Origin of the sequence: Meiothermus sp. CFH 77666 (genome assembly GCF_017497985.1) — a bacterium.
In the GTDB taxonomy this organism is placed as follows: domain Bacteria; phylum Deinococcota; class Deinococci; order Deinococcales; family Thermaceae; genus Meiothermus.
Genome location: NZ_JAGDFV010000032.1, coordinates 22944 through 29486 on the forward strand (window position 1 = coordinate 22944; position 6543 = coordinate 29486).

Below are 6543 nucleotides of genomic sequence, written 5' to 3' on the forward strand. Positions count from 1 at the left end.
TGTGACCAAACTCGATACCTCTATCAAGTTTGTATGCGCCCAGCTCGTGGAGCTGGTGAAGGGCCAGGCCGAAAACAACACCGAGGTGCGGCGCATCAGCCAGGCCTTCACCGCTGAATACGGCGAGTTTGTGGAAGACCCCAACGCCGGCATCACCCGGCGAAAGGTGCTCCAACCACCCTGGATCTGGGAAGGCACCGTCACCCAGCAAACTGCCATCGAAACCCGCCACCCCCAGGGCAAGCGACTGATCTACGGCGGCTACTACGCCAATATTGGCGACAACCCCTTTCAGGTGCGCCTGATCTCGCCCGGCGGCGAAAGCCCGCCCCACACCCTGCCGCCGGGAACCTCGATCCCGATTACCTCGGTGATCCAGCAAGTGGTGATTATCCCCCTAAGCGGCCAGCCGGCCACCTACCAGATTTACGGACGATGACCCCCACCGCCCGCACCAGCAAACGCGGCCCGCACCACCTGCCCGAGGTGGCGCTGGCGCGTGGCCCTGTGGGCGGCGAAGGCATAACGGGAGACGGTAGCTACCTGGCACTGTTCGGCTCGGCCTGGGCCCTGGTGCAACACCAAGGCGATAAGCTACTGCATCTGTATCAGATGGGAGTGCTGGAGGAATGGGACGACCGAGGGATTGTGCCTATACCGCATGAAGGTAGGGAAATCCGGCATATTGCTTTCTGCTTTGATCAAAGCGCCCGGCCTATAGTTGCCTACGAACGGCAAAACCAGGTCTGGGTGCGACAATGGGATGCCGGGTTAGGGCAGTACGTCATGCGCGGGCCCTATGCAGGGGTTGACCCGCTGATGATTCAGGATGCCGAAGTCAACTTCTACAGCCCTGATTCGGATGCACTGCTGTTTTACCTATCACCTGACCGCCGCAGCCTGCGTATGCGGGTGCAGCGCGAGGTGTTTGCAGTAGAACGCACCATCGAAACTTACCCCACCGAACGCATCCTGGATCAGGGCATCGCCCTGCCCTATCAGTGGGAGCTGCTTGGGGAAGGGATTACTATCCGCAGCGATACCTATCCGGTCTACCTGCCTACAGATGCCCTAGTTAATATAAGCGGCCAGGCCCCAGCCACCGGCAACTACCGCCCGCTGGTGGTGGTGCGGGATGTGGGGACTGACGAACTTACCACCATCACCGGCCAGGCCCCAGCCACCGGCAACTACCGCCCGCTGGTGGTGGTGCGGGATGTGGGGACTGACGAACTTACCACCATCACCGGCCAGGCCCCAACCACCGGTAACTACCGCCTGTTGGTGGTGGTAGTAGACCTGGGCAACCCAGACGTGCTGACTACCATCACCGCAAGCGCTCCAATGACAGGTATTTATGCAACGCCCTGACCTTATAATCACGCCCAAAATCATCCTTCCGCGCCTGGTAGTGCGGGAGCGAATTCCACCGCCGGCAAAAGTCGGGATGACCCTTGAGCCCCAGACCATGCACTGGCAAATCATCGGCCCGGATGGACGGGTGGTGCGCGAAGCTGACCAGGCCTGCCACAACCTGGTACTCGACAACGCCAAAGAACTGGTAGCCACGCTAGGGCTGTTTGAACAAAGCGAATGGGCAGTAATCGGAACAGGCAGCACCGCACCAAACCCTTCACAAACAGGATTGGTCAATGAGCGGGCCCGCACCAACCAAACCGGGGGCCCTACAGATAGCACCACCGAGGTAAGCACGGGGGTGTGGGAGATTACCCGATACCGTCAGTTCACCGCTGCCCAGGTGGGCGGACAAAACCTGACTGAATGGGGATTTAGCGGGAGCGGCACCGCAGGCAATAACCTGATGAGCCGCGAGCTATTCCGGGACGGCTCAAACAACCCGGTGACACTAACGCTGGACAGCGATCAGCAGTTGCGCCTGATCTACAAAGTGCGGGTCACGGTAGGGCCTACTACCCCGCAAACGGCCAGCATGAATATCACTGGGATAGGCAATAGAACGGGCCAGTTTGTTTTACAGCAACGCATTATTACAGGTGCGCATGGCTACAACGCAAACCCAGTTCAGGGCCTAAGCTCATTTGCTCGAGCGGCCAATCCGCCAAAGTGGATTTATGGGTTCCAGCGTCGCACGTTGGGTTATGGTGATGCGTTTTGGGATATAAACAACATGGTTGATTTTGCGGGAGCGTATGAAGCGTACACCGCAAATAGCCAAAATCGCAAAATGAGCCCAGCAGTGAGATCGGTAACAGAGGTTAATGGAACCATTGTAGGGATAGGTATGAACGAAAATCACGCAATAACAGGCCCGTACCCGCGCATGTATTTTCAATTTGACGTAGGTCAGGAGATCACCAAAGACAACCTACACGAGCTAACCATTGCGGGTTTTGAGATTAGCTGGACATGATCCCAACCGCTCAAACCCGAACCTTTATTGCGCCTGAACCAGCGCCCATGGTGCCCCTGAGGGTGCGGGTGCCGCATCGGGTGCGAGCGTTGTATGGTCATGTACCGGGGGCAAGCATTGGCAGTCTGGTTTATTCAGATCTGAATGCCTATGCCTGGTACGCAGGTTCTGGGGGCTTTGAAACCCGCCCAGGGCCCGGCATCAGCATCAACAGATATTTGAGGGGCGTTGAAGACAGCGACGAAAGGAAGGTGCAATGAGCGACCTGGTAATCGCAGGGATGGCAGCTGCTGCAGCGGCGGCGGTGGTATCTGAGCCGGGGCAACGGGTGGTGCGGTCTGCCGCCAGCAACATGCGCGAAGCAGTAGCTCCAACCCGCCTGGCCTTGCCGCCGGGCCTCGAGCCCTACCGCAACGCCCTGATTGCAGCGGCCAGAGCCAACGGCATCCAGCCGTCGCTTCTGGCAGCGCTGTCGTTGCAGGAAAATCGCCGTTCAGACCCCGAAATCACCCTCAACAACAAGCCCGAAAGCTGGATTGTGGGGAACAAATACTTTGACCCGGCTCGCCGGCGAGGCTGGACAGACGCCCAGCTTGCGCGGGTATACGGCCTGACGCAAATAAAGGGCGCAACGGCCATCACGGTGGGCTACACCGGCTTGCCGGCGGGGTTGCTCAACCCCCGCACCAACCTGGAGCTAGGAGCACGGTATCTGGCCAAGCAAATACGGGCAGAGCGAAGCGTGCGGATGGGCCTGGTGCGCTACAACGGTGGGAATGTCGCTGTAGCGGCGGTCAAGCGAGGCGAAGATCACTTTTCAGCCCGCTACGCAGATATGGTGCTGGCCCGGCAGAAGTTGCTCGAGGCCAGCCGCACCAGCGAAGCTCTGGCCAACGACCCACGGAGGTATCTCGTATGAACCAGACGCAAGCAACCCTGATTGGCTTCGGTGTGGTGGCCCTGATGGTAGCCGTAGGGTTCTGGGGCCTGAAACGCTCGGTAGACCGGGGTGTAGACCGCATGGATCGCACCCTGGCCAACCTACCCAACACCCTGGTAAACCGGATTTTGCCCAGCATTCCGAGGTAAGCGTGAAGGCCTACGTGGAGCGAGTTCTACAGCGGGGCCCGGCCACTGTAGAGGCTATAGCAGCAGAGCTGCAAATCACCACGCCGGAAGCGTTGGCGGCCTTGGGTCAGCTCGAGCTTGAAGGCAAAGTAGAACAAGCAGGGGGCCGCTACCGACTGGTGGCTTCCAAACGGGGCAAGTCAAGCAGCGGCAAGCCGATCAAAAGCCGCGAGATCTGCCGGGTGGTTTGGTTCGACGAAGCCGGGCGGTTCGCCAAGGCGCCACGGGCGCTCGAGCCGGTGGAGCCGGTCAAGCCCAAAATCTGGCGAAAGACCACCGAGAGCCTGAAGCTCGACGATGGAGGCCGGGCCAGCATCCAGCGGGTCAACTGGGAACCGGTCAAGGTGACCTACTTTCCACCCAAAGAGATGCTGGCTGAAGTCAAGGCGGCCAGGGCCCTCAAGGCATTCCCGGTGAGCCGGGCCCGGCAGGACCGCCGGGCCCTCAGGGTGCACCAGGGCCCCAGGGTCCACAAGGTTTGCAAGGCCCTCCTGGCCCCCAAGGGCCACAAGGTGAACCCGGGCCACCTGGTCCTCAGGGCCCTCCAGGCCCGCAGGGCTTGCAGGGGCCTCCGGGTAATCAAGGCCCACAAGGTATCCCGGGCGAGGCTGGCCCGCTGGGCTCGATTCCTATTCCCAGGCCGCCCGGGCTCTCTGATGTCGTGGTGCCATATGCTTTGGCTGCAACCGCTGCGACAACTTTAGCCCTAACCGCCAACCGGGTGTACTGGATACCCATATTGGTAGGCCGCATTCTCACCCTAAGCGCGCTCCAAATCAACGTAACTACGGCAGCGGCTGGAGCGCACGAGGTGGGCATCTATGAAAGCAATGCCAGTATGCAACCTGCTGGCCGGCTTGTGGGGGTAACGTTCGATGCTGGCACTACTGGCATCAAAAGCCAAACAATCAACGTGACTTTGAACCCTGGTGTGTATTGGATAGCATGGGCATCAGGTTCTGCGGCGACTGTACGCGCAGTCGCCTTGGCCGCACTCAGATCGCTAGCAATACCATCGCTAGGCACTGCTAATACCACAGGCTATTTCACCTCGGGGTCTACCCTGCCCAGCGCAGCACCCACCACCGGGTATAGCCGGTTAGATGGATCTGTACTGCCTGCGGTGGGGCTAACTTACTAAGCTGGCGCAATCCAGCGAGTTCGGTCGCAGCGTTGCAAAAACGGTAGATTCTGAGTTTTGCAACACTGCGACCGCCAGACCTTAAATGCCGGTTTCATATAGGTGTTGCAGAATGTAGGCATGAAATACGGATATGCCAGAGTCTCCACCACCGACCAGAACCTAGATAGCCAGATCATCAAGCTGCGAAAAGCGGGGGCAAAGGACATCTTTAGCGAGAGCGTGTCCAGCCGACGCTGGGAGCGCCCTCAGTGGCTGGCAGTTTTGGAGAAGCTAAAAAAGGGAGATACCTTGATTGTTTGGCGCTTGGATCGAGCGGTGGCCAGCGTGGAGCAGCTTGAGCGCCTGGTCAAACACCTGGAGGAACGTGGCGCTCTGCTTCACAGCCTGACCGAGAACCTGGATACCAGTACCGCCATGGGCCGGGCCATGGTGCAGATGATCGGCGTTATTAACCAGCTCAGGCTAGACGTGATGCGTGAGAATACCCAGGCCGGCCTGGCCGGGGCCCGGGCCCGAGGGGTCATTCTGGGAAGGCGGCCCATCTTGACCCCGGCCCTCGAGGCCGAGGCCCTCGAGATGATCAACGTCTATGGCCGTAGCCAAACCCACGTGGCCCGTATTATGCGGGTCAGCAAGTCCACCATCTCGCGCATTGTGACCCGCGACCGCCTGGCCCGGTTAGGTTCAGAACAGAATAAAAGTGTGCCGGCAACCCAATGAAGGCCTCGGCCCAGGCCCAGCTGGGTGAATATTCAGATTGTGCCGTGCTGAACGCAAAACTGGCTAAACTTCAAACTAAACATTTTGACCGTGTTCTTGCCTGGATACAGAAACGTATTTTCTGGTGTCAACAGAAGCAATCAAGCTATAGTCAAAGCTAATGGCTTTTCCAGTCAACTGCTCGAGGGCCTGCTTGGGGGTTTGCCAGCCAACGGCCCCATGCAGTCGGGCTTCGTTATAGGTGTGAACCCACTCGGGCAAAAACTCTCCCCACTGCTCCAACGGAAACTGCCTGTAGAACTGTTCACGGTCAATACGGTGACTGCGCTCTACTCGCCCCTGCTGTTGTGGCTTTCCGATCACAATCTTCTGGGGTATTTGAAGCCGCTTAAGCATTTCTTCAAAAGGATGTACCTGCCGACGTTGCCCATAACCATAGTGCACGGAATCCACAAACTCAAAGCCGCCATCTGTTTGCACCATGACGATCTTTATGCCGGCAAAAAAGTGGTAGCACCTAATCAGGAAGTTGGCGGCGTTTTCAGGGGTACACTTGGGATACAGACAAACAAACCTTGTTCTGGACAGGCATTCTATGGCGGTAAACTGCACCGGCCCTTCGTTGCCGTTTGGAAACATAGTATCCATCTGGATGTAGCCCAGTGGAAAAATCAAGCGTTGAGGTTTTTGTTTGACGCGCTTTTGGGGTCTCTTAACACCCAACTTCAACCGGTGTATGTTGCTGTAGAGAGTGCTCATCGCTACCCGGTGGCCTCGAAAACGCATGGCTCGGAGCAACGGGTAGCCTCGCAGTCCAGACCGATACAGGGCCCGCAAATCTTTTTCTATGTCGGTTCGGGTGTTGGCTGGCAGTACAGGGCCCTGGTTTTTGTTGTAAAGGGACTCAAACTTCTTGCCGCTGGCCAGCCACCGGCGATGCCAGACCCAGACCGTGTTGTGGGATACCCCAAACATCTGGCCCACTTCCCAATAGGAATACCCGTCCTCTTTTCGCAAGACCCACTTTAGACGCAGGCTTTTATCACAACCCTCGGATTAGCTTGAGTAGAGGATAGGGATTAGCCGAGAACTTTCTAACCGAGCGCAACACCGGCCACTTTTTGAGGTGCAAGAGGCTCAGGATTACATCTCGTAAGTA

The 6543-nt window shown here is 58.1% G+C and carries 8 protein-coding genes; 7 read left to right on the forward strand and 1 reads right to left on the reverse strand.

Features of this window, described 5'->3' with window-relative positions; genetic code table 11:
* Position 1: 1 nt before the first annotated feature.
* From J3L12_RS14155 to J3L12_RS14185, 7 genes are all read left to right on the forward strand, one after another.
* Positions 2–439, forward strand: a complete 438-nt coding sequence (locus J3L12_RS14155; RefSeq protein ID WP_208015705.1) for a hypothetical protein — start codon at positions 2–4, stop codon at positions 437–439.
* On the forward strand, positions 436–1371 hold the full coding sequence (locus J3L12_RS14160; RefSeq protein ID WP_208015706.1) for a hypothetical protein: 936 nt from the start codon (positions 436–438) through the stop codon (positions 1369–1371). Before J3L12_RS14155 ends, J3L12_RS14160 begins: the two co-directional genes overlap by 4 nt.
* On the forward strand, positions 1358–2392 hold the full coding sequence (locus tag J3L12_RS14165; protein ID WP_208015707.1) for a hypothetical protein: 1035 nt from the start codon (positions 1358–1360) through the stop codon (positions 2390–2392). Before J3L12_RS14160 ends, J3L12_RS14165 begins: the two co-directional genes overlap by 14 nt.
* A 256-nt stretch (positions 2393–2648) precedes the next feature.
* Positions 2649–3311, forward strand: coding sequence for a transglycosylase SLT domain-containing protein (locus tag J3L12_RS14170; RefSeq protein ID WP_208015708.1), 663 nt, complete (start codon positions 2649–2651; stop codon positions 3309–3311).
* A complete protein-coding gene (locus J3L12_RS14175; protein WP_208015709.1) occupies positions 3308–3481 on the forward strand; it encodes a hypothetical protein in 174 nt (57 codons plus the stop codon). The genes J3L12_RS14170 and J3L12_RS14175 overlap by 4 nt, the downstream gene beginning before the upstream one ends.
* Positions 3482–3495: 14 nt before the next feature.
* Positions 3496–4224, forward strand: coding sequence for a hypothetical protein (locus J3L12_RS16800; RefSeq protein ID WP_347708907.1), 729 nt, complete (start codon positions 3496–3498; stop codon positions 4222–4224).
* A 557-nt stretch (positions 4225–4781) separates the two neighbouring features.
* The gene (locus tag J3L12_RS14185) at positions 4782–5384 is read left to right on the forward strand and encodes a recombinase family protein (protein ID WP_208015710.1); all 603 of its coding nucleotides are present in this window, start codon (positions 4782–4784) and stop codon (positions 5382–5384) included.
* 75 nt (positions 5385–5459) lie between these two features.
* Here J3L12_RS14185 and J3L12_RS14190 read toward each other — a convergent pair whose 3' ends face one another.
* Entirely contained in the window at positions 5460–6419 is a 960-nt protein-coding gene (locus tag J3L12_RS14190; protein ID WP_279381142.1) for an integrase core domain-containing protein, read from the reverse strand.
* Between the last annotated feature and the right edge of the window lie 124 nt (positions 6420–6543).

Bases quoted from the DNA above. Each gene is read 5' to 3' on its own strand.
- J3L12_RS14170 (WP_208015708.1), top strand. From the start codon at position 2,649: ATGAGCGACCTGGTAATCGCAGGGATGGCAGCTGCTGCAGCGGCGGCG.
- J3L12_RS14160 (WP_208015706.1), top strand. From the start codon at position 436: ATGACCCCCACCGCCCGCACCAGCAAACGCGGCCCGCACCACCTGCCC.
- J3L12_RS14185 (WP_208015710.1), top strand. From the start codon at position 4,782: ATGAAATACGGATATGCCAGAGTCTCCACCACCGACCAGAACCTAGAT.
- J3L12_RS14175 (WP_208015709.1), top strand. From the start codon at position 3,308: ATGAACCAGACGCAAGCAACCCTGATTGGCTTCGGTGTGGTGGCCCTG.
- J3L12_RS14165 (WP_208015707.1), top strand. From the start codon at position 1,358: ATGCAACGCCCTGACCTTATAATCACGCCCAAAATCATCCTTCCGCGC.